Source organism: Tolypothrix sp. VBCCA 56010 (genome assembly GCF_050875635.1).
GTDB lineage: Bacteria > Cyanobacteriota > Cyanobacteriia > Cyanobacteriales > Nostocaceae > Hassallia.
Map to the genome: position 1 here is coordinate 1 of NZ_JBPAOH010000064.1, position 20678 is coordinate 20678.

Consider the following 20678-nt stretch of genomic DNA (forward strand, 5'->3'; position numbering starts at 1 on the left):
CTCCCCAAGTGGAGCACCTGCCGTCATGGGACATTGGGCATGGGGCATGGGGGAGGCAGTGCGGTCTTGGGGTCTCCCCAAGTGGAGCACCTGCCGTCATGGGGCATTGGTAATAATTCTTTCCCCTTTTCCCTTTCCCCTTTACCCTTTGACCCAAATTCAAAAAGCCCATTGCCCATTGCCCAATGCCCAATGCCCACTAACAACTAACTCGCCAAATATTCACCCATGTTTGCTTTAGATTTGCGAAGTTTAGTTAGAGCTTCGCGTTCGATTTGCCGTACTCGTTCGCGGCTGATGTTCAAAAGTTCACCGATTCTGGCAAGAGTAAGCGCTTGTCCATCGGTTAATCCAAAGCGGAGGGTGAGAACTTCTCTCTGTTGTGGGGTAAGGTCTGCCATGAGACGGTCTAAGTCAAAGGATAGAGAAGATTGCATGACGAACTCTTCTGGAGAAGCTCCTGGATCTTCTAACATTTCTCCGAGTTCGGTATCGTAATTATCTCCTAACCGCAAATCGAGTGATAGGGGCAGACGAGCTTTTTCTAGATACTCTCGTACTTGCTTGGGGGTTAATTCTAATTCTTGTGCTAGTTCAGCAGCGGATGGAGCGCGTCCTAGTCTTTGCGATAAATGCCGCTGTGCTTTTTTAATTTTATTCAGTTTTTCGGTAATGTGGATCGGTAGGCGGATGGTGCGAGCTTTTTCGGCGATCGCTCGGGTGATGGCTTGGCGAATCCACCAATAAGCATAGGTGGAAAATCTATAACCTTTGGTGGGGTCAAATTTTTCTACCCCGCGCTGCATCCCAATGCTACCTTCTTGAATTAAATCGAGTAAATCGACGTTGCGCTTGATGTACTTTTTGGCAACGGATACCACTAGTCGCAAATTCGCTTCTACCATTTTGCGCTTGGCTATTTCACCAATGGCGATCGCTTCGTTCAACTCTTCTGGTTCTAACTCTGTCGCTTTTGCCCACTCTTCTAAAGTCGGTTCATGACCTAACTTCATCAAAAGCGACTCCCTTACCTCATACAAAGCAGTTGCACGTTGCACCTGTTTGCCATAACATATCTCCTCCTCGTGACTTAAGAGTGGCACGCGGCCAATCTCACGCAGGTAAGTCCGCACTAGGTCTGTGGCTGTCTGAGCGGTCTTCATGGCGCTACTCTTTGGTAATGGTGGGTTTTACGGTAGGGTGAAATGATAAATGCATGTATTGCCGGCGTTACTCAGTATCTTTGAGAATCCCAGAAACTAATTTACAACTTATACGCCTGGAGCAACACTGGTAATAATATTCATATTTAGTTGTTTACTGCAACGAAGGTACAATTGTTTTTCCTTTGTTGCAAGTGTCTAGAGTTAGATAAAAGGTAGCCAATACAACATATTTACTATCTTTTAGGTATTAATAATTGTAACATTTATGAGAATATTTTGACTAGATGGCACGATAAAATTTCCTTATTCTTTCCTTTAGTGAAAGACTAATATTTCCCTAAGGCTCTCTAGAGGCTCATTTAATAAATCTATCTAGGGTCAACACAAGTCCCTCAGATTGCTTAAAAAAAATTAACAATCTTAGCGTGGAGACTGGGGGAGTGGGGAAGTGGGGGAGTGGGGGAGAGGGGAGTGGGGACTAAATAGGATAAATTTCACTTTCGAGGCAGGTTTATTAGCGATTGAGGCAAGCAGAAAAAGAAGATAGGACATCTTCTAACCCAATAGCAGCAAAATGTTGCATCAAGTTGATTTTTTGAATAAATCGACTTGATGACTAGGTATTTATCAACAAATATTATCACCTTGCGTTTAAGTAGAAAACCCGGTTTATTGTAATTGAGTGCGATCGCGCATCAAAAATTTCCGAAAAATACTTAAGGGCATTGGGGAGGACACCTGCACAGTCCCGGGTTTCCCACGCCAGTCCGCACAACGGGGCGGCAGTCGCTACAACGGGGGGAACCCCACGCCAGTCGCCGAGGGCGTTCGTGACCTCCGCACAGCGCTGGCTTTGCAACGCGCTGCCTTGGGAACCCCCGCAAGCGGCTGGCTCGACTTGAGCAGTGTATCCGTTGAGGCAGATACCGAAATGACTAAAAGTTGCAAATACTTACGAAGGGACATGGGATGAGGGAAGTAATTTGGCTTCCCTCTTCTCCTCAACCGCTAACTAACTGCGTTGTACTCTTGGATGACTTTGACATCTAAGTTTGTGTTTTGTAATGAACGGATGGCAGCGACGGTGGCTTTGGCGCCGGCGATGGTGGTGATGATGGGGATTTTGTAGCTTAAGGCTGTGCGACGAATTAATCTGGCATCAGTATGAGCTTCTTCCCCGGAAGGTGTGTTGATGATAAGCTGGATTTTCTGGTTTTTGATCGCGTCTACGACGTGAGGACGACCTTCATGGAGTTTCAAAACTAACTCAACATTTAGCTTATGCTCTTGCAGGACTTTACGTGTACCTTGTGTAGCCATGACGGTAAAGCCTAATTCGATAAATTCCCTCACGACATCAACTGCGGGGGATTTGTCGCGATCGCTCATCGAAACAAACACGGTTCCTGTTAATGGTAAACGTTCGCCAGCACCAATTTCTGCTTTGGCATAGGCGCGTCCAAAGTCGGTGTCAATTCCCATCACTTCACCGGTAGAACGCATTTCTGGTCCCAAAATTGTGTCTGTTCCAGCAAATTTATTAAACGGTAATACTGCTTCTTTCACGGCAATGTGTTTTGGTATCACTTCTTGAGTGAAACCTAATTCCTCTAAAGTTTTACCGGACATAATTAAGGATGCTAATTTCGCAAGTGGTATCCCAGTAGCTTTAGAAACAAATGGCACAGTACGCGAGGCGCGGGGGTTTGCCTCTAAAATATAAACTTGCGGAGAATAGCTTTGAGCGCCAACCACGGCAAATTGAATGTTCATCAGCCCGACTACTGATAAAGCCTGCGCTAGCTGCACCGTCCAAGTGCGAATTTGCTCAAGAACCGCTGGTGGTAAGGAAATCGCCGGTAAAGAACAAGCGGAGTCTCCTGAGTGAATTCCAGCTTGCTCGATGTGTTCCATGATACCGCCTATTACTACCCTTCCGGTATGGTCGGCGATCGCATCCACATCAACTTCAATCGCATTTTCTAAAAATTTATCAATCAAAATCGGATGTTCCGGTTCCACCTGCACCGCAAATGTCATGTAGCGTTCTAATTCTGTATCAGAATAAACGATTTCCATCGCTCGTCCCCCCAACACGTAGCTAGGACGCACTACCACCGGATAACCAATTCGTTTGGCGACAATCAGCGCATCTTCGTAACTCCGCGCTATACCATTTGGCGGTTGGGAAATATTTAATTCGTTGAGAATCTTCTCAAACCGCTCTCGGTTTTCTGCCATGTCGATAGAATCAGGGGAAGTACCCCAGATTTTGGTGGTGAGTGGTGAAGATTCTTCCCCTACTCCCCACTGCCTATTGCCTACTCCCTGCAAATACTCCTGTAACGGTACTGCCAACTTCAATGGTGTTTGTCCGCCAAATTGGACAATCACCCCAACCGGGTTTTCCGCTTCGATGATGTTAAGGACATCTTCTTTGGTCAATGGCTCAAAGTAAAGGCGATCGCTTGTATCGTAATCTGTGGAAACTGTCTCCGGGTTGGAGTTAACCATAATTGTCTCATAACCTGCGCTCTTCAAAGCATAGGCGGCGTGACAACAACAATAGTCAAACTCAATTCCCTGTCCAATCCGGTTGGGACCCCCACCCAAAATCATCACTTTGGGCTTGGTGGTTGGCGTTATCTCGCTTTCCTCTTCGTAGGTGGAATAATGGTAAGGAGTAAACGCTTCAAATTCGGCGGCGCAGGTGTCCACTGTTTTGTAAACTGGAATCACGCCTAGTTGTTGGCGATATGTCCGAACTTCATCTTCGCTTTTTTTCGTGGCATAGGCAATCTGGCGATCGCTAAATCCCTCTCGCTTGACTGCATACATCTGCTCTTTTGTCAACTGTTGCAATGGCGTGCGCTTGAGGAATTTCTCAGTTTCTAGCAGTTGCTGCATTTTATCCAGGAACCAAGGGTCAATCCCTGTTAATTCGTAGATTTCCTCAAGAGTTATTCCCAATAGCATCGCATGACGCACTGAGAAAATGCGCTCCGGGTTGGGAGTCCGCAATTGAGCGCGTATTTGTTCGCCACTGGGTAATTTTTCTTTGATGTCGCAACCCCAACCGGCGCGACCGGTTTCTAAGGATCTTAGCGCTTTTTGGAAGGATTCGTTAAAGGTACGTCCGATCGCCATTGCTTCCCCTACCGATTTCATCTGGGTAGTCAGCACCGGTTCGGAACCTGGGAATTTTTCAAAGGCGAAGCGGGGTATTTTTGTTACCACATAGTCGATTGTCGGCTCAAAGGAGGCGGGTGTTTTCTTGGTGATGTCATTTTTGATTTCATCCAAGGTGTAGCCGACAGCAAGCTTTGCTGCCATTTTCGCGATGGGGAAGCCTGTAGCTTTTGAAGCTAGAGCCGAACTGCGGGAAACACGGGGATTCATTTCAATGACAACTACATCCCCATTTACGGGATTGACGGCAAACTGGATATTAGAACCGCCAGTTTCTACGCCAATCTCGCGGATGATTTTGATTGCCATATCCCGCAGGCGCTGATATTCTTTATCAGTGAGGGTTTGTGCCGGAGCGACGGTAATCGAGTCACCGGTGTGGATACCCATTGGGTCAATGTTTTCGATGGAGCAGATAATCACTACGTTATCTGCTAAATCGCGCATAACTTCAAGTTCGTATTCTTTCCAGCCGAGTAAGGATTGATCGATGAGAATTTGGGAAACGGGACTAGCATCGATACCGGTTTGTGCCATTTCTTCAAATTCTTCTTGATTATAGGCGATACCGCCACCGGTGCCACCCATAGTAAAGGCTGGACGGATAATTAAAGGATAGGTGCCAATTTTACGAGCGATCGCTTTTGATTCTTCTAAGGTTTCGGCTGTACCGCTAGGACAGACTTTCACCCCGATTTTATCCATCGCTTCGTTAAACAGCTTTCTGTCTTCGGCTTTTTCGATTGCCGGAAGTTTAGCGCCGATTAATTCGACATTGTACTTTTCTAGGGCACCATTTTTCGCCAAAGCTACAGCAATGTTGAGTGCAGTTTGTCCTCCCATCGTCGGTAGTAGGGCATCGGGATGTTCTTTAGCGATTACTTTTTCGACTAACTCTGGGGTTAGCGGTTCAATGTAGGTGCGATCGGCTGTTTCCGGATCGGTCATAATTGTCGCTGGGTTAGAATTTACCAGCACCACTTCATAACCTTCTTCTCGCAGCGCTTTACAAGCTTGCGTACCAGAGTAGTCAAACTCACAAGCTTGTCCAATCACGATAGGACCAGAGCCTAACAGTAGAATTTTCCTGAGATCGTCACGGCGGGGCATAGTCGTTACTCTGCAATATGAGAATAGAAATCCTGATTATTTTAAGGTTCTTTATCCTAACTCATGTCGTTTATTATCAAGTTCTCCAGGTTTCATGACATGAGGGGAGGGGGAGGGGGAGAGGGGGACAAGGGAGACAAGGGAGACAAGGGAGACAAGGAGACAAGGAGAATAATTCTTTCTCCCTGTCTCCCCCTCTCCCCATTCCCACGCCAGTCGCACGCCAGGTGCTACAACGGAGGGAACCTCCGCAACGCACTGGCTCCTCAACGGAGGGAACCTCCGCACAGCGCTGGCTCCCCAACCCCACTTCGTGGGGATCCCGAAGCCCCCCTTCTCCCCATTCCCCCCATTCCCCATTCCCCTTTTTGTGTATCTAAATTTGTTTAATTATGATGCTAAAATTTGTCAGTTTCTTGCAAATCATTTTTGTTTAAAGTAGTAATTTTTCTCAAGTTAAAGGAATTTTTTGCTAAAACATTTAATTTTATATTTTAGAATAAGGCTTAGACTTAAATAAAAATATTTATTAATTAGCTAAAGCAAAAATTTTTTAACGTTAAATATTGTGTTTTAATATTTACTTAAATTAAAAATGGCAGAGAGTTATATATTTGGCTCTCTGCCATGTTTTATATTTTTTTAAGAAGAAGTGCTGACAACTTTTTGTTCAATCTAAGCTAGATGACTCTAGATGATGAGCGTGTTAGTTGTGAGCAGGTTGGACAAAGCCTAAAGTTAAGCTATCTTTAGCTAGGAAGTGAGCCAAATGATAAGCTCTTTCTTCAGTTTTTAACAGAATTGTTTCGTACAAATACCGTGTAGCACGGTCGCCTAAACTCTCTGCCTGAGCGGCTTGGCGGCGAATTAAGCTAATCATAGCTTGTTCTGCTGCTAAGTCATGTTCTACCATTTGGCGGCAAGAATATACGCCATCAGACTCAGGTTCAAAACAGCATAATTCTGCTAGTTTGCTGAAAGTAGCAACTGGCACGCCGCCCAATCCATCTAAGCGTTCTCCAACATCATGGACGTGTCCTTGAACTTGTTCGTAGCTTTCGCTAAAAAACTCATGTAGTGAGTAGAATTCTGCACCTTCTACTACAAAATGATGTTTTTGGTACTGCAAGTACAGTGCCTGGAAACTAGCTAAGACAACGTTAAATCCTTCGCAGACTGGTGCGGTTACACTGCGATCCAGTAGTACGGGATTGTCATAAACCTGACCAAAATTTCGTAATATAGTTTGCGTTTCTGACATTGTTACCCTCGCTTTTAGGCAGTTATAGATGCAAGCTGCTTTTGTCCCTACATATTAACATCTAAGAAATAAAAGTAAACCGATCAATTTAGTCTCAAAGATGCATTCGGTTTTATTAATTTTCGGGGCGATCGCTCTGGCAATTCAATGAATATTTCTCATGATATATAGACATAAAAAGCAAAATATAGTATGTAAATTTCGATGAAAACGTCTCGTTCGAGAAATCAGGTATTTCATACTAATATTCCGCAAGCCAAAATCCTACAACCCCAGTCGTTAGGCGCTCAAACTAGCGCTGTGCGTCCTTTATGATAAATATTTAATTTTTTTTTAGATTTTTGATGAGAATGATTTGCACTTGGGTTATTCTTATCTAAGAGGCTAAACTTTCAACATTTTCAATAACAAAATAGTACACTCGCATAGTTAGTGCGATTGCTGTAGCACTTGGAGGGCAATTATCTTGAAATCGTTCAGTTCAGAAGTCGAAGGACAGCACACTGTTGAGGTAAATTGGGTAGATCGCTGGCAAGTTTATCAACGCTTGCAAGAGCTGGATATTCCTTGTTGTTGCCAGACTAATCAGCCATTGAAAGTTGAAATCGGCAATGTTACGGCAGCTATTCAACTCTGGAGTGTGATCCGACAATTCACAATCTCCCGCCAAGAGATGATTTACACTCTTGAGGATTGTTGGCAAAATAAAGCTTGATATTATATGTCAATTGAAAATAGGTGATGAAAATCATGAGTAAATTTGATAAAAACCAGGTATCAAAATTTTGCCTTGAAGGACGATTTCTCGATTTTGTAATCAAAGATGGCTATAAGCTCAAAGGCTTGTTGCTGGCGACTGCTGAGGGTGAATGTTATGTAAAATTAGCTAAAGATTTAAGAGCTGCTTTTAACTTGCAGTTACCAAAAGGCACTTGGCTGCAAGTCGTGGGTGAGAAAACTTTAGATTTGAAAACCGGCGAAGTTAAGTTAAAAGCCTCGCGGGTGATGGCTGCGGGGGGAGATAGGGGGACAGGGGGACAGGGGAGCCAGCGCCGTGCGGAGGTCACGAACGTTGAGGCGACTGGCGTGGACAGGGGGACAGGGGGGGAAGCTGTTGCGGTGTCTTCTTTTGGTGATAAGAAAGCAAAACCCGCGAAAGCTACTATATTAGTGTGTCAAAAGTCGGATTGTATGAAACGCGGTGGTGATGGAGTTTGTCGAGCGTTGGAATCAGCTTTAAGCGATCGCTCTTTATCAAACGAAGTTACCATCAAAGGCACTGGCTGTATGAAAAATTGTAAAGCTGGTCCAAATCTAGTTATGCCAGATAAAACCCGTTACAGTCGGATTCAAGCTTCCCAAGTTCCCGCACTTATCGACAAACACTTTGCTGACAAGATAGAAAATCAAAGGGAAGTGGTAATATCTACAATCACTATTCGCTAAAAGCATTCCCAAGCTATCTCTGTTTGGGAAAAAAATATATCATGTCCGACAAATCACATACAATGCGCGATCGCCTTCTTCGGGGCTACCGCACCCGAAGCGCATTTAATACCAAAAAAACACCCAACCCCTATTTGCAGATAAGTTGGGTGTTTAGTGCTTAACTTGATTTAATGAACTCTACACTGCCAGTATAAAAATTTATCAAGATTATTTCATTGGACTTTTGTCACAACTTATGCATGACTAAAGTACTGCATTTTTCTATGTAGGTTGCCAAAAAGACGACTGAAAGACATTAAAAGCGATCGCTTGCACCCTAATAAAAACTCCGCGAACCTCTAAATTTCTTCCTTAAAGCTGTGGAGCAAATTGTACCCTATACTTTGTCACAGCCAGTTCCACAGCTTTTTCAAAGTCAGCGGCAATAGGGGGAACCAAAAGTTTCTGCTTTTCTTCTTCGCTCATCGGGAGGTTGACTTTTTGCCCGACTTCTGCAAAGAATTGCTCACCTCCTGGTGGTGTCAGAAAAGCCAAGATTTTGGCAGGTTGTGAAGTGACGTTCTTAAAGCCGTGAGCTTGTCCGATGGGAAACTGAAGGAAAGTTCCGGGAGTGGCGACGATAGTTTTGTCGTCAACTTGATATTCTACTTCTCCTTCTAGAACATAGTGCGCTTCATAGCTGTCATGAATGTGGGCTGGTGCAACGCTTTGGGGTTGTAGCATCATCTCGGTGAGAGAATACTTTCCATCGGTATCTTCCCCGGTAGCGAGAAAGGTGTAAAAGTCACCGAGCGCGAAATATGTTGGTTTGGAATTGACTGTCATTGTGATTCTCCTTGTTTAACTTCAGCAGCCGTCATCCTGATATAGGTGTAGTTTAAATTAACTGATGCAGTTGGCGGCTAAATTTTTAACAATATTATTTGTGAAGAGTGGGGAAGAGATTGCGATCGCTCTTTTTAATTAATGCAACAGCCATCAAACTCACCCAGCAACAGTGTTTTCGCTCTCCCAAAAGCCACTGGAGCATGTATAGTAGAATTTATAAGGATATACTTGCGTGAACCTGTGAAGAAAAGATACTCGCTATCGGGGCAACAGATATTCTGCCAGTTTTGTAGGCATGAATATTTTTCTTTGCATCGTTTCAAATTGAACACCTCGGGGGGTGAGTTTTTCAATTTGGCTTGGGCTGACGAGAGCGCAGCTTGCCTAGTGTGTGAACAGTGTGGTTACATCCATTGGTTTCGGGCACAGGGGCTAATATCGGAGATTTAATCTGCGCCACAAAGATAGGGTTAGCGCCTATATGTTGAGAAAAATTCACCTCAGCGAAGACTGCAAGAACTTTCGCATAGATTGCGCTTCGATATACTCAGGGAAGATGCTTGAAAAGTCCTCTAAGTCACGAATTGCTTCACGGATACGCTCTAAGGGTGCATGGCTGGATACAGCATATTGATACAAGCGCTGTGATAGTTCAACATTTCCACCAATTAAATAGTAAAGAGCGAGATTCAAGGTATTGCGCCAGTTTTTAGCATCTTTTTGGTAAGTTTGTTGAGCAAGTTTGGTGGCATTATTAAGATCAACCCGTGCTTTGTCTACTTGGTTAAGACCTTGGTAGGCTAAAGCTCGGCTGTAAAGATACCAATCATTATCAGGTTTTAACTTGATAGCACAGTTGAAGTTTTCAAGAGCCTCGTTGTAGCGCTTCAGCATTAGATAAGTTTCACCGCGACTGGCGATCGCCCAGTCGTATTCAGGATTTAATTCAATGGCTTGGTCAACATCCTTGAGAGCTTCTTCGTAACGTCTCATCAAGTTATAAGTTTCACCTCGACTTGCGATCGCGCTAACCAGTTTAGGATCAAGTTTAATGGCTTGGTCAAAGTCTTTGAGAGCTTCTTCATAGTGTTTCATTGAGCGGTAAGTTTGACCTCTACCTGTGATCGCCCACGCGTATTTGGGATCAAGTTCAATAGCGCAGTCAAAGTCTTTGAGAGCTTCTTCGTAACGTTTAATCAGGCGGTAAGTTTCACCTCGACCTGCGAGCGTCCAAGCGAGTTTAGAATTAAGTGCAATAGCTTGGTCAAAGTCTTTGAGAGCTTCTTCGTAACGCTCCATCAAGTGGTAAGTTAGAGCTCGACGTGCGATCGCCCAATCGAGTTTAGGATTAAGTTCAATGGCACAGTCAAACTTTTTAAGAGCTTCTTCGTAGCGCTGCATCCAGCGGTAAATGTTACCCTGCCAACCTAGAGCAATTGATCGCGACTGAGACTGAATATCAGAATGCTTTAGCAGTGCTGTAAACATTCCCACAGCAACTTCATAACGTTTTTCTTTATAAGCCTTTAACCCATTGACTAGCTGCTCTCCCCACCGCTGAATTTCAGCATTATCCCCATTTTTACCAGCTTGCACCATCGTTTCTGCCCAATGCAAACCAAAAGAGCGTTGATTGTCGAGAGCAGGAAGGAAATCATTGAGAGCTACAGGCAAACTTTTGTGGGGTGTTTGACATAAGCCGTGATACAAAACATTTAGAGCGTGACTTTGCCAAGTAGTATCGCCCTGTTTCTTTTCTTCATTCAGTTGCAGATTATTTCGCAGGGTGTCGTAATATTCTGCTAACTTGCCATGAAGGTCAGCCCAACTTTGCGGAGAGGAAAGACGCTTGTGGCGGAGCATTTGCGTTTTGACGACTTCATGATAAGCCCAGCCCTCAGTACGTTCTTCAATAAACGGCATTTCTTTCAGCCAGTTAAACAGATCGTCAGCTTGCGAGGCTACAGCATCCTCATCTATAAAGTCAAATACAGCCCCCCCAACCGGAACTCGACGCGCTAATAGCACACCTGTTTTTGCCACAGTTTTGCCCACAAAAGCGGAAAATCCTTGAGGTGCTTCGGGATCGCTTTCTAATTCTTGCCGCTTCTGACGATAAACTTTGTAGCGATCGGTAAACTGCGGCAGTTTATGATTTTGCTGTTCCAACTGTTCAGCCAGACGACCCATAGCTTCAGGGACAGATTTTTCACTATCATCTGTATGAGCGGCGATCATTTTCGCTTCTTCCGCGATTTTGCGAAACTGGCGTAACAGTGTGCTTTTACCTACACCCCCTTGACCCCAAACATTAAACAGAAAGTGCCTGCGCGAGTCTTCTAGAGACAAGTCCAGATTTTGACGAAACAGGCTAACTTGTTCTTCACGCCCGACAAAGCCTGATTGCTGCCGTTGCTGGAGGATATCTTGTAAGCTCTTGGGCTTTTTTTGTGGGTTATTCACTTCTGTTTGGGCTGGAGGTGGAATTACTTACACTGTAGCTACTAATTACGCACTTTAAATTTCGGATTTAAACAAATTTATTTGTAGACTGGGCTAATTGAGGGTTGAAATTTAAACGCAAAGGGGCGCTGAGGTAAGCGCAGAGGCACGCGGAGAATTGGCGCTATTAATTTCAGAAAAACTTTGCGTTACTCTGCGCTGACTTTGCGTCCCTCTGCGTTTCAAAACGCTAGAAATTAATGCAAAGCTGTACTTAGTAGATATTCCCAAAAGCTAATGTCAACGTTAATGATTTATTTTGAAGTGCGATCTTCGTAGCTTACCGTAGGTATCGCTCCTCAAAAGCTCAATGTTGACCTTCTGAGGCTCGAAGTTGACCTTCTGAAGCTCAATGTTGACCTTCTGAGGCTCAATGTTGACCTTCTGAGGCTCAATGTTGACCTTCTGAGGCTCAATGTTGACTTTCTGAGGCTCAATGTTGACCTTCTGAAGCTCAATGTTGACCTTCTGAGGCTCAATGTTGATCTTCTGAAGCTCAATGTTGACCTTCTGAAGCTCAAACATTAGTATTTGACATATAGCGGTTATTGGTTGAGTCCAATACACTCGTAGGGGGATGGAAATGCCGTGCCCCTACACGCGACGATAGAATTTTGTATTGCATCCAACTAAGAACGGCTATATAAAATTAAAAGCCCTCACCCTAGAAGGGTGGGGCTATACGAACGAACCAGGCACACGCAGGCTAAAAATGATCCTAAATTGATAGTCCGCGCAGGCAAACTTGATTTGTGTAGCCTCAGACTTCACCCTGTTGGCTACATTGATTTCGACAAAGCGCTTATTTCCAGCTTTAGTTGACTGAAGTTTCAGGTTGCTTTTTCTTAGATCGACGGGTAAACCTGCGTCCCATCTCATCAATGACTGCATCTAAACCAGTCACGTCACCGCTAGCCTTGGCATAATTGTAAACAGCCAGCGCTGCTGCATACGCTTCACTACCAATAGCTATATAAGTGTCATCTACCAATTCTTGCAGTTGAGTTAAAGAAAGCAAAATTGGATACAATGCCTCATACAGCGCCAAATCTCGGCGCATTTCTTCGACATTAAAAGAACGAGGCAAAAATTCCGGGTTCTGTGTCGCTACTTCCAAAGCTTTGCTGACAAAAGCCCGACTTTTATCTCCCATCTTCAGCATCGTTCGACGGTCTTCCGTTGTCAAATCAACCAAAAACGGTAACTTTTCGCGGATAGTGGCGATCGCATCCATTACTGCCAGCCGATCTGTTGCAGAAAGATTCGCACTGATTCGATTGTCTGCCATTTTTCTTACTCCCTTGAGTTTACTAAAGTAAGTATTCCCAAATTTGGAGAGCGATCGCACTTAATCAAACGTCCTAAAATAATATTTTCCCCAAACCTTGCCAAACAGTGTTTGACAAAACAGAAAACTTATGACACCAATCAAGATTATTGTCGAAAAGCATTCCGATGGTTACATAGCCTATCCTTTAGGGATCAAAGGAGTTGTAGTTGGTGAAGGCAACACCTATGAGGAAGCATTAGCTGATGTGAAATCTGCTATCCGTTCCCATATTGAGACATTTGGTAATGATGTTTTGGAACAAGAATCAGTAGTTCTAGAAGCCTTTGTCGCTGAGGCTGAGGTGTCTATTTAATGGCTAAATTTCCTGTAGATGCGCCTAAAGCTAAAGTAATTAGGACACTAGAATTACTTGGATTTATTATCTTGAGGGAGCGCGAGCATATTGTTATGGTGCGAGACAATCAGGATGGGACAACAACGCCCTTAACTATGCCCAATCACTCCCAAATTAAAGCTTCAACACTGAGATCCATCTGCACTCAATCAGGTATCTCGCGTGAAGAGTTTTTATCAGCTTACGATCAAAGTTGAAACATTGTAAAGGAGCGATCGCTAACCCTCAATCACCGCAATACAATCAATCTCCACCAAAACATCCTTAGGTAAACGCGACACCTGCACGCACGCACGCGCCGGCGCAGTAGCTTCATCAAAATACTTCGCATAAACAGCATTCATCGCCGCAAAATCATTCATATCAGCTAAAAACACAGTCGTCTTCACCACGTCATCAAACCCCGCCCCAGAAGCTTTCAGAATCGCCTCTATATTCGCCATTACCTGCTGTGTTTGCTGCGTCACATCCCCCGCCCCAATTATCTCCCCCGAACCCGCATCAAGGGGAATTTGCCCCGCCACAAACACCAACTCACCAGAAACAGCGATCGCTTGATTATAAGGTCCCACCGGCGCCGATGCCTCTTCTGTCCGAATAACTTTCTTACTCATCTTTCTTCCTTCTCCTTCGGAGACGCTATGCGAACGCGCCCTTCGCTACGAGTGCGGTTCGTTACTCTACGGGCGGGGAAACCCCGCCCCTACCCCAACCTCGGACGTATCCCATAATGCCGATATTGCCAATAATCCCGCAAAATGCGATCGTGGTCAAAACATAAATTACCGGGCATCCGCCAAGACTCAAACATCCCGACACCTTTCGCATCATCCCCCGCTTTTGGTTCCCCCATCGCCGTCGCCAAAAACACAATACTCAGCGTATGTTGACGGGGATCGCGATTCGGGTCAGAATACACCAGAAATTGTTCTATTAATTCGACTTGCAAACCCGTTTCCTCCTGCGCTTCACGCCGCGCTGCCACTTCCACAGATTCCCCATAATCGACAAAACCACCAGGAATCGCCCAACCCAAAGGAGGATTATGTCTTTCGATTAACACTATTGGTCGATGAGGGCGATCGACCAATTCGATGATGATATCAACTGTCGGAGCCGGATTGCGGTAAGACATGGTTAGGAGTTAGTGGGTAGTGGATAGTGGTTAGTGGGGCATGGGGTATGGAGACTGGAAAAAGAATTATTACCCATTACCCATTCCCAATGCCCATTGCCCAATGCCCACTAACAACTTACAACTTACAACCAACAACTATTACGTGATAAATTCAATGCGATCGCATCTTCCCATAATTTAGGAAAAGCAATGCCTTTTTTGAGATCCAGCGGTATTTTACTTCATCCCACGTCATTTCCCGGTCGATTCGGCATTGGTGACTTAGGCGTAGAAGCTTACGCCTTTATTGATTTTCTGAGAGAAAGTTACCAACAATACTGGCAAGTCTTGCCATTAGGACCAACTGGTTACGGTAATTCTCCTTATGCTTCTTATTCAGCATTAGCAGGAAACCCTCTACTCATCAGCCCCCAAAAGCTGCTAGAGCAAAATTTGCTATCCCCTGAAGACCTTGATAATTTACCAGGATTTGATCCGAATAAAGTAGATTACGGGCAGGTTGTACCATTTAAGATTGGGCTGTTAAAGAAAGCCTGCGAGAACTTTAAAACCCAAGCAGCACCGACACAGCATAAAGAATTTGCGGGTTTTTGCGACACCAAAGCATTTTGGCTCGATGATTACGCTTTATTTATGGCGTTGAAAGATGCTAAGGGGGGTGCAAGCTGGCATACTTGGGAACCAGAAGTGCGATCGCGCCAACCAGAAGCAATAAATCGAGTGCGGCAAGAAATGGAGGCGGAGATTTTTTATTACAAATACATCCAATTTGAATTTTTCCGCCAGTGGTCGGAACTCAAAAACTATGCCAATATGTCCCATGTTGAAATTATCGGTGATATCCCGATCTACGTAGCTCACGACAGCGCTGATGTCTGGTCTAATCCTGATATTTTTTGCTTAAATCAAGAGACAGGAGAAGCCTCACTCATGGCGGGAGTTCCACCAGATTACTTTAGCGCCACCGGTCAATTATGGGGCAACCCAGTTTACAACTGGGAAGAATTAGAAAAACAAAACTTTAAATGGTGGGTGAAGCGCTTTGAAGCAATGCTGGATTACATAGACATAATTCGCATTGACCACTTTCGCGGATTTGAAGCTTACTGGGCTGTGAAACAAGGCGAACAAACAGCCATGAATGGAGAGTGGATCAAAGCCCCAGGAGACAAATTATTTCAGGAAATCAAACAGAAATTGGGCAAGCTGCCAGTTTTGGCGGAAGATTTAGGAGTAATTACCCCAGAAGTAGAAGCGCTGCGCGACAAATTTGAGTTTCCCGGCATGAAAGTTTTGCAATTTGCCTTCGGTTCCGATCCTGGTAATGGCTTTTTACCGTTCAATTACCCGCGCAACGCCGTAGTTTACACCGGCACTCACGACAACGACACAACCGTAGGCTGGTTCAATCAAGCGTCGGACTGGGAAAAGCAAAACTTGTTGCTTTATTTAGGTTCTGTCAGTCATGAAGGCATTCAGTGGGATTTAATTCGACTTGCCTTGAGTTCTGTAGCAAATCAGGCAATTATCCCCTTACAAGATATTTTCGGGTTAGATACCCAAGGGCGGATGAATAAGCCTAGTGTTGCCGAAGGTAATTGGGAATGGCGATATCAATCAGAAGCTTTAACCCATGAATTAAGATCAAAGCTGAAAAATCTCACCACAATCTACGGTCGCGCCCCGCAGACGAAGTGAGATAGGGGGAGTGGGGGAGTGGGGGAGTGGGGGAGTGGGGGAGTGGGGGAGTGGGGGAGTGGGAGACAAGGAGACAAGGAGACAAGGAGACAAGGGAGACAAGGAGACAAGGAGACAAGGAGAATTCAAAATTTAATACTCTCCCCATCTCCCCATCCCCCCCTCTCCCCATCTCCCCATCCCCCCATCCCCCCATCTCCCCCTCCCCCCCTCCCCCTCTCCTCAAGTCCCTGCCTTGGCAGCAACTATGACTTCTTTGACTTTCCCAGGATCTCCCATTGGCTTGGCTTCTTCTTTATTGACACTTACCAACACACCCCCAGCGTTGCCGGCTTTGACTGTCAGTTGATCTTGAGCTTTCCAAGTGCGTTGAGTTCCTTCGGGCAATTCCCCCTCAAATTCAGTTTTGCCATCAGCGACTACGCGAATCCAAGATTTCTCCTTTAAGGTGACACCAATCTGCACTGCCTGTCCGTTACTGCTGATATTGCTAACAGGTTGAATTTGCACAGTAGGTGTTTGTTTCGGCTTAATTTGTGCTTTTTCGGTGCTTTGGCTATTGTTCGCTTCGATAGCGGCATTATTCAATAATTGAGACAATCCGCTAACAGAACAGACAATCAAAGCAATGTAAAGCACATAAAGATGAAAAGGACGCAGCAGTTGACCGAAGGGTGTAGGTTTCCAACCAGGTGTCAGGTTAACCCGATTTGAGTCTACGGGGAAAGTCTGAGCAAATTCCGCTCCATCCAACCCCAGTGCATCAGCAAATTGCCTAATTAAACCGCGAATATAAATTGGTTCTGGCAAATCATCTAAATTACCTTCTTCGATCGCCTGCAACAATCGACGGGGAATCATGGTTAATACGACCATTTCATCCAAGGATAAATTTTGTTCAGTACGCTTTACCCAAAGTTGACCACCCAATTCTGCTAACTTTTCGGCTCGTAATTGATCCGCAGAAACTATTGGTTGATTATCATCCTTGCTTTTTTGCCATTTCATGATTGTTTGATACTCCTAAACCCAGCTGAATCATTAATAGGTATGTGCTTAATTTGCTCTTGCAAAAAGCGAATCTCATCATCTTTTAGGGAACGATATGAACCTTCAGCTAATAAAGGTTCTCCGGGCTTTTCTAATTGAATTGGACCTATGGCTGTGCGGTGCAGCTTAATCACTGGATATCCCAGCAGTTGCGCTACACGGCGAATCTGACGATTTTTTCCCTCCTTTAAAATAATTTCTAGGCAGCTTTCATCTGCCAAACTTTCTCTTAGACGCACTTGCGCCGATCGCGTTTTTTTACCCTCCAACATCACACCCTGACGCCATCTTTGTAACACTGATTCTGGAGGATGACCTTTTACCAAAACACGATAAGTCTTAGGAATACTGTGGCTGGGATGAGTTAACCCAAATGTTAAGTTTCCGTCATTTGTAAGTATTAATGCCCCTGTAGAGTATGCATCTAAACGACCAACCGGATGAATGCCTTGATTTTCTCTTAATTCTTTCGGTAATAGGTGCAGCACTGTTGGTCGTCCTTGGGGATCGTCGCAAGTGGAAACTATTCCGGCTGGTTTGTGTAGTAACAGATAAATTAAAGCTGGACGCACAACACCAGATATCGGCTTGCCATCTACTGTGATGGTATCTGTTTCGGGGTCAGCTTTTTGACCTAAGTGCGCTAATGCGCCATTGATCCGCACCCGCTTAAGCACAATCATTTCTTCGGCTTCGCGTCTTGAGGCTATACCCCATTTTGAGAGAATCTTTTGTAACCTTTCCTCCATGTTGAAATTACTTATTATTTTCGTCAGGATTAAATTAACTATAATAATTGCACTTTGTTGGCGATAGCCACAAATGTTACAGTTAAATTCTGTTTGAGCGCCCTCCTTGCTTGTCATATAGATACTTATCAAAAAGTTGATTAGATGCATAAAGAAAATTCATCACCCAAAAATCCCCAGAAGATACGCATCATCACCAATGTACTAAAAACAGCACTATTGCTGTGGTTGCGATCGCAAGTCAGCCAGATATCGCAACTTAAAGTGGAAATTCAAGCAAGCGATCGCCAACTTCTTTCCGGTCGCATTCCTGGAGTATCTATTTTTGCTACTCATGCAATTTATCAAGGTCTCCATCTCACAGAAATTTTCCTAAAGGCAGAAAATATAAGGGTAAACATCGGCGCAGTACTCAAGGGACAACCACTACGGCTGTTAGAAACAGTACCAGTAGTTGGCGAGGTAATCCTAAACGAGGAGGATCTCAAAGCTTCTCTCTCATCGGAATTATTATCGACTGCTTTAAATGATGTACTGCTAAAACTATTACCAGAAGACAGCCCAAATTCCAAGCCAACTACTTGGCAGAAAATTTCTCTTGCAAATAATAAATTGATAGTTTGCGGAATTCAAGCACCCGAAACCCATCCCACCACGATTGAGATGAGTGTAACCATAGAATTACTCAGCACTCATGAATTGCAACTATCACAAATCCAAATAAAGCAGGGCACAGCAGTGCTTACAGAGGGTAATCAAGGACACTATCTGGATCTAGGTTCAGATGTGGATATCCAAGAATTAACGCTGATCCCAGGCAAACTAGTCTGTCGCGGACGGATTAACGTTAATCCCTAATGATTAAGAATTAAAAACTTAAAATAATTATTGTTGATTTTTTATTATGTCTATGGGCAATGGGCAATGGGCAATGGGCATCGGGTAATGGGCATCGGGCATCGGGCATCGGGCAATGGGCAATGAAAATTAGTAATTCCACCTTGCCCCCTTGTCCCCTTGTCCCCTTGTCCCCTTGTCCCCTTGTCCCCATGCCCATTGCCCTATGCCCCATGCCCTAACAATGGCAATACAAGTGTGACGAAGTAGTAAACTAAAGGAGCGGTAAAAATATAACTATCAGTACGATCTAAGATGCCGCCGTGACCTGGGATTAATTGCCCTGAATCTTTTACCCCAGCATCGCGTTTGAGCATCGATTCGGTGAGGTCGCCCAAAAGACTAGCGATCCCAATCAGCAAACCCAGCGTTATACCAGTCAAAGGAGGTTTTGACCAGTTGAGAAAGTAAGCTCCTACCACGGCTACGAGAACGCTGGCGCTAATGCCAAATACTGCACCTTCAACGGTTTTTTTCGGGCTGATATCAGATAGGGGAGTTTTACCGAAGAATTTGCCGAAAGTGTAAGCGCCGATGTCAGCTGACCAAATGCAGAGGAAGGTCAGCGCTGTTGCTGTCAAACCTTGCGGTAGGTAAGCAAAATTTCCTTTTTGAATAATATCTAGCCAATCTGGGGGTAAGTACCCACCTAAAGATAGATTTTTGATACTAGAACTATCAATTGCCCGCAACCGCACCCAGTAACTCGGCAAATAACCGGTGTAAAATAACCCCATGATCGAAGCGGAAATATCGGCGATCGTTGCCATCTTCGGCTGAAACAATAAGTAAAAACAAATAAATGTGCCGGCTAATGGTGTGACAGCATCAGCTAAAGAGCCATTAAGAGTACAAATCACTAACAAAGCTTGGCTGACAACAAGAGTAGTTTTAGCGGCAGGAGCGATACCTTTGCTTCGCACCAAATCAAAATATTCCTGTTGACCCAAAAAGATAATCGCCGCAAACATAATAGTAAAGTACCAACCCCCTAAAAGGGTTGCACTTAAAGCAATGGCGATCGCCACAATTCCACTAATAATTCGAGACCAAGGCATAAGTAAGGACTAGGGACTAAGGACTAGGGACTGGGGACTAGAGATTAGAGAACAAAAGTTACGAGTTATGAGTTATGAGTTATGAGTTATTAATTCATAACTTAAAATTCTCCCCTAGCCTAAGCGCCTCTAATCCCTAGACCCTTCTATAATTTGCTTCAGTCTAGTTTCTCACCACTGAGGATAAAAATAGGATCGACGGCGGCAAAGGTTTGCGAATAGCCGCGTGTTTCTAAGCGATTAATTGCCGATTGGACAACTTCAACATTCCTCGCTTGCAGCACAGAAAAGCTTTGAGAAATAGCATACAAAGTTTCTAGACTAGCAGCTGTGGCGACAACTCGACCGGATGGAGGTAAATAATTCCAAACTGCTTGCAAAATTTCTTGGATGGAACGTCCTCCTTCGATGCAGACGCGATGGGGTTTGTGTTTAAGATTGTGCAAACACTCTGGGGCACTACCTTCAATGACTTCAACATTCTTTACTTCAAAGCGATCGCAGTTACGCCGAATCAAGTTGGCTACTTCTTCATCTCGTTCTACGGCGATAATCTGCCCCTTAGGACATAGCAATCCCACTTCTACCGGAATTGTACCTGTTCCCGCGCCAATATCCCACAACACTGAATTGGGATATAGGCGCAGTTGAGCTATCAACAGCAGGCGAATTTCGCGCTGTGAAAGAGGAATTCCCGGTAAGCTTTCAAACAACTCATCAGGAATACCAGGAGTAATGTAGGGCCAAAGTTGGGAGGGCATAGTAGGATTCTACAATTAAATTAAAAGGGGAAGGGGGCAGGGAAAAGGGGGCAGGGAAAAGGGGGCGGGGGGAGTTTGTCTTTTCGTCTTCCTTGTCTCCCTTGTCTTCCTTGTCCTGTGCCAGTCGCACGCCAGGT

Annotated in this window: 24 protein-coding genes; 8 read left to right on the forward strand and 16 right to left on the reverse strand. The window is 44.6% G+C overall.

The features are described 5' to 3' along the window. From AABK37_RS21090 to AABK37_RS21110, 5 genes are all read right to left on the reverse strand, one after another. Positions 1 to 193 (reverse strand): hypothetical protein (locus AABK37_RS21090; protein WP_432553492.1); only part of this gene is annotated, 193 nt, incomplete at its 3' end. A gap of 13 nt (positions 194 to 206) precedes the next feature. Then, positions 207 to 1163, reverse strand: a complete 957-nt coding sequence (locus AABK37_RS21095) for an RNA polymerase sigma factor, RpoD/SigA family (protein ID WP_089128578.1) — start codon at positions 1161 to 1163, stop codon at positions 207 to 209. A 1011-nt stretch (positions 1164 to 2174) separates the two neighbouring features. Further along, positions 2175 to 5465: a carbamoyl-phosphate synthase large subunit gene (gene carB / locus AABK37_RS21100; RefSeq protein WP_432553493.1), complete on the reverse strand. Its 3291-nt coding sequence runs from the start codon at positions 5463 to 5465 to the stop codon at positions 2175 to 2177. A 51-nt stretch (positions 5466 to 5516) separates the two neighbouring features. Next, positions 5517 to 5825, reverse strand: coding sequence for a hypothetical protein (locus tag AABK37_RS21105; protein ID WP_432553494.1), 309 nt, complete (start codon positions 5823 to 5825; stop codon positions 5517 to 5519). Between the two features lie 346 nt (positions 5826 to 6171). Continuing rightward, on the reverse strand, positions 6172 to 6726 hold the full coding sequence (locus AABK37_RS21110) for a Dps family protein (RefSeq protein WP_432553495.1): 555 nt from the start codon (positions 6724 to 6726) through the stop codon (positions 6172 to 6174). 466 nt (positions 6727 to 7192) lie between these two features. Between AABK37_RS21110 and AABK37_RS21115 the strand changes: the two genes are divergently transcribed. Next, the gene (locus tag AABK37_RS21115; protein ID WP_432553496.1) at positions 7193 to 7441 is read left to right on the forward strand and encodes an Asr1405/Asl0597 family protein; all 249 of its coding nucleotides are present in this window, start codon (positions 7193 to 7195) and stop codon (positions 7439 to 7441) included. Between the two features lie 35 nt (positions 7442 to 7476). After that, positions 7477 to 8172 (forward strand): (2Fe-2S) ferredoxin domain-containing protein, encoded by a 696-nt coding sequence (locus AABK37_RS21120; RefSeq protein ID WP_432553497.1) that lies wholly within the window; start codon positions 7477 to 7479, stop codon positions 8170 to 8172. 354 nt (positions 8173 to 8526) lie between these two features. On the opposite strand, the gene AABK37_RS21125 is transcribed toward AABK37_RS21120, so the two are convergent. From AABK37_RS21125 to AABK37_RS21140, 4 genes are all read right to left on the reverse strand, one after another. Further along, positions 8527 to 9000, reverse strand: a complete 474-nt coding sequence (locus tag AABK37_RS21125) for a cupin domain-containing protein (protein ID WP_432553498.1) — start codon at positions 8998 to 9000, stop codon at positions 8527 to 8529. A 498-nt stretch (positions 9001 to 9498) separates the two neighbouring features. Next, positions 9499 to 11466 carry a tetratricopeptide repeat protein gene (locus AABK37_RS21130; RefSeq protein WP_432553499.1) on the reverse strand — a complete coding sequence of 656 codons (1968 nt, stop codon included), beginning with the start codon at positions 11464 to 11466 and terminating at the stop codon, positions 9499 to 9501. Positions 11467 to 11751: 285 nt separating this feature from the next. After that, entirely contained in the window at positions 11752 to 12030 is a 279-nt protein-coding gene (locus tag AABK37_RS21135) for a hypothetical protein (RefSeq protein WP_432553500.1), read from the reverse strand. A gap of 289 nt (positions 12031 to 12319) precedes the next feature. Next, entirely contained in the window at positions 12320 to 12793 is a 474-nt protein-coding gene (locus AABK37_RS21140) for a hypothetical protein (RefSeq protein WP_432553501.1), read from the reverse strand. Between the two features lie 130 nt (positions 12794 to 12923). Here AABK37_RS21140 and AABK37_RS21145 point away from each other — a divergent pair, with 130 nt between their 5' ends. Together AABK37_RS21145 and AABK37_RS21150 are read left to right on the forward strand one after the other, a co-directional pair. Further along, the gene (locus tag AABK37_RS21145) at positions 12924 to 13148 is read left to right on the forward strand and encodes a type II toxin-antitoxin system HicB family antitoxin (protein ID WP_432553502.1); all 225 of its coding nucleotides are present in this window, start codon (positions 12924 to 12926) and stop codon (positions 13146 to 13148) included. Beyond that, complete coding sequence (locus tag AABK37_RS21150) at positions 13148 to 13387, forward strand: type II toxin-antitoxin system HicA family toxin (protein ID WP_432553503.1); 240 nt, start codon at positions 13148 to 13150, stop codon at positions 13385 to 13387. Before AABK37_RS21145 ends, AABK37_RS21150 begins: the two co-directional genes overlap by 1 nt. A 21-nt stretch (positions 13388 to 13408) precedes the next feature. Here AABK37_RS21150 and AABK37_RS21155 read toward each other — a convergent pair whose 3' ends face one another. Together AABK37_RS21155 and AABK37_RS21160 are read right to left on the reverse strand one after the other, a co-directional pair. After that, positions 13409 to 13804 carry a RidA family protein gene (locus AABK37_RS21155; protein ID WP_432553504.1) on the reverse strand — a complete coding sequence of 132 codons (396 nt, stop codon included), beginning with the start codon at positions 13802 to 13804 and terminating at the stop codon, positions 13409 to 13411. A gap of 89 nt (positions 13805 to 13893) precedes the next feature. Then, entirely contained in the window at positions 13894 to 14325 is a 432-nt protein-coding gene (locus tag AABK37_RS21160; protein ID WP_432553505.1) for an NUDIX domain-containing protein, read from the reverse strand. 40 nt (positions 14326 to 14365) lie between these two features. Here AABK37_RS21160 and AABK37_RS21165 point away from each other — a divergent pair, with 40 nt between their 5' ends. From AABK37_RS21165 to AABK37_RS21175, 3 genes are read left to right on the forward strand one after another with little or no spacing between them, the layout of a single operon-like run. Next, positions 14366 to 14509: a hypothetical protein gene (locus AABK37_RS21165; protein ID WP_432553506.1), complete on the forward strand. Its 144-nt coding sequence runs from the start codon at positions 14366 to 14368 to the stop codon at positions 14507 to 14509. Positions 14510 to 14517: 8 nt separating this feature from the next. Beyond that, complete coding sequence (malQ, locus tag AABK37_RS21170) at positions 14518 to 16026, forward strand: 4-alpha-glucanotransferase (protein WP_432553507.1); 1509 nt, start codon at positions 14518 to 14520, stop codon at positions 16024 to 16026. Positions 16027 to 16052: 26 nt separating this feature from the next. Next, a complete protein-coding gene (locus AABK37_RS21175; protein WP_432553508.1) occupies positions 16053 to 16277 on the forward strand; it encodes a hypothetical protein in 225 nt (74 codons plus the stop codon). Here the strand turns inward: AABK37_RS21175 and AABK37_RS21180 are convergent. Next, positions 16249 to 17034: a helix-turn-helix domain-containing protein gene (locus tag AABK37_RS21180; protein ID WP_432553509.1), complete on the reverse strand. Its 786-nt coding sequence runs from the start codon at positions 17032 to 17034 to the stop codon at positions 16249 to 16251. The genes AABK37_RS21175 and AABK37_RS21180 overlap by 29 nt on opposite strands. Beyond that, positions 17031 to 17825 (reverse strand): pseudouridine synthase, encoded by a 795-nt coding sequence (locus tag AABK37_RS21185; protein WP_432553536.1) that lies wholly within the window; start codon positions 17823 to 17825, stop codon positions 17031 to 17033. The genes AABK37_RS21180 and AABK37_RS21185 overlap by 4 nt, the downstream gene beginning before the upstream one ends. Before the next feature lie 144 nt (positions 17826 to 17969). Between AABK37_RS21185 and AABK37_RS21190 the strand changes: the two genes are divergently transcribed. Further along, positions 17970 to 18683: an LmeA family phospholipid-binding protein gene (locus AABK37_RS21190; protein WP_432553510.1), complete on the forward strand. Its 714-nt coding sequence runs from the start codon at positions 17970 to 17972 to the stop codon at positions 18681 to 18683. A 10-nt stretch (positions 18684 to 18693) separates the two neighbouring features. Here the strand turns inward: AABK37_RS21190 and AABK37_RS21195 are convergent, their stop codons facing one another. From AABK37_RS21195 to cbiT, 3 genes are all read right to left on the reverse strand, one after another. Beyond that, positions 18694 to 18897 (reverse strand): hypothetical protein, encoded by a 204-nt coding sequence (locus AABK37_RS21195; RefSeq protein ID WP_432553511.1) that lies wholly within the window; start codon positions 18895 to 18897, stop codon positions 18694 to 18696. Continuing rightward, the gene (locus AABK37_RS21200) at positions 18887 to 19780 is read right to left on the reverse strand and encodes a phosphatidate cytidylyltransferase (RefSeq protein WP_432553512.1); all 894 of its coding nucleotides are present in this window, start codon (positions 19778 to 19780) and stop codon (positions 18887 to 18889) included. The genes AABK37_RS21195 and AABK37_RS21200 overlap by 11 nt, the downstream gene beginning before the upstream one ends. Before the next feature lie 158 nt (positions 19781 to 19938). Beyond that, positions 19939 to 20541: a precorrin-6Y C5,15-methyltransferase subunit CbiT gene (gene cbiT, locus AABK37_RS21205; RefSeq protein ID WP_432553513.1), complete on the reverse strand. Its 603-nt coding sequence runs from the start codon at positions 20539 to 20541 to the stop codon at positions 19939 to 19941. Between the last annotated feature and the right edge of the window lie 137 nt (positions 20542 to 20678).